1 protein-coding gene is annotated in these 379 nt (G+C 50.4%); it reads right to left on the reverse strand.

Features of this window, described 5'->3' with window-relative positions; all coding sequences use genetic code 11:
* Positions 1 to 379, reverse strand: a 379-nt coding sequence (locus tag ACXAG2_RS20895) for an IS5 family transposase (protein ID WP_474870257.1), incomplete at both ends; no start/stop codon positions are given.

Here is a 379-nt window from a genome sequence, read left to right on the forward strand (position 1 = left end):
GAGCGTTTGTGATAACCACTTTTCTGTTTCCACTCTGTTAGCATACCCGCTTTCTGTGCTTCTACCGCTTCGTTACGAGGATGACCTTCTTGCCAGAAGCCCGCATTTTTTCGTGGCGGGATAGTGGCTGTAGTCTGCTTACTTATCAACAACCGATGGCAAGCTCTGGTATCGTATGCACCATCTGCACTGAGCTGGCCTATCCTCCGTCTAAGCGGATTTAATAATGTTGGTAATACCTGATTGTCGCCGACATTTTCAAGACTCATCTGAGCGGCAATGACTTCGTGCGTCGCACTGTCAACGGCGACATGCAGTTTGCGCCAGCGACGCCGTTTCTCTCTGCCATGTTTATAGGCGTGCCATTCGCCTTCGCCAT

This window comes from Alteromonas sp. ABH4_456 (assembly GCF_056160645.1).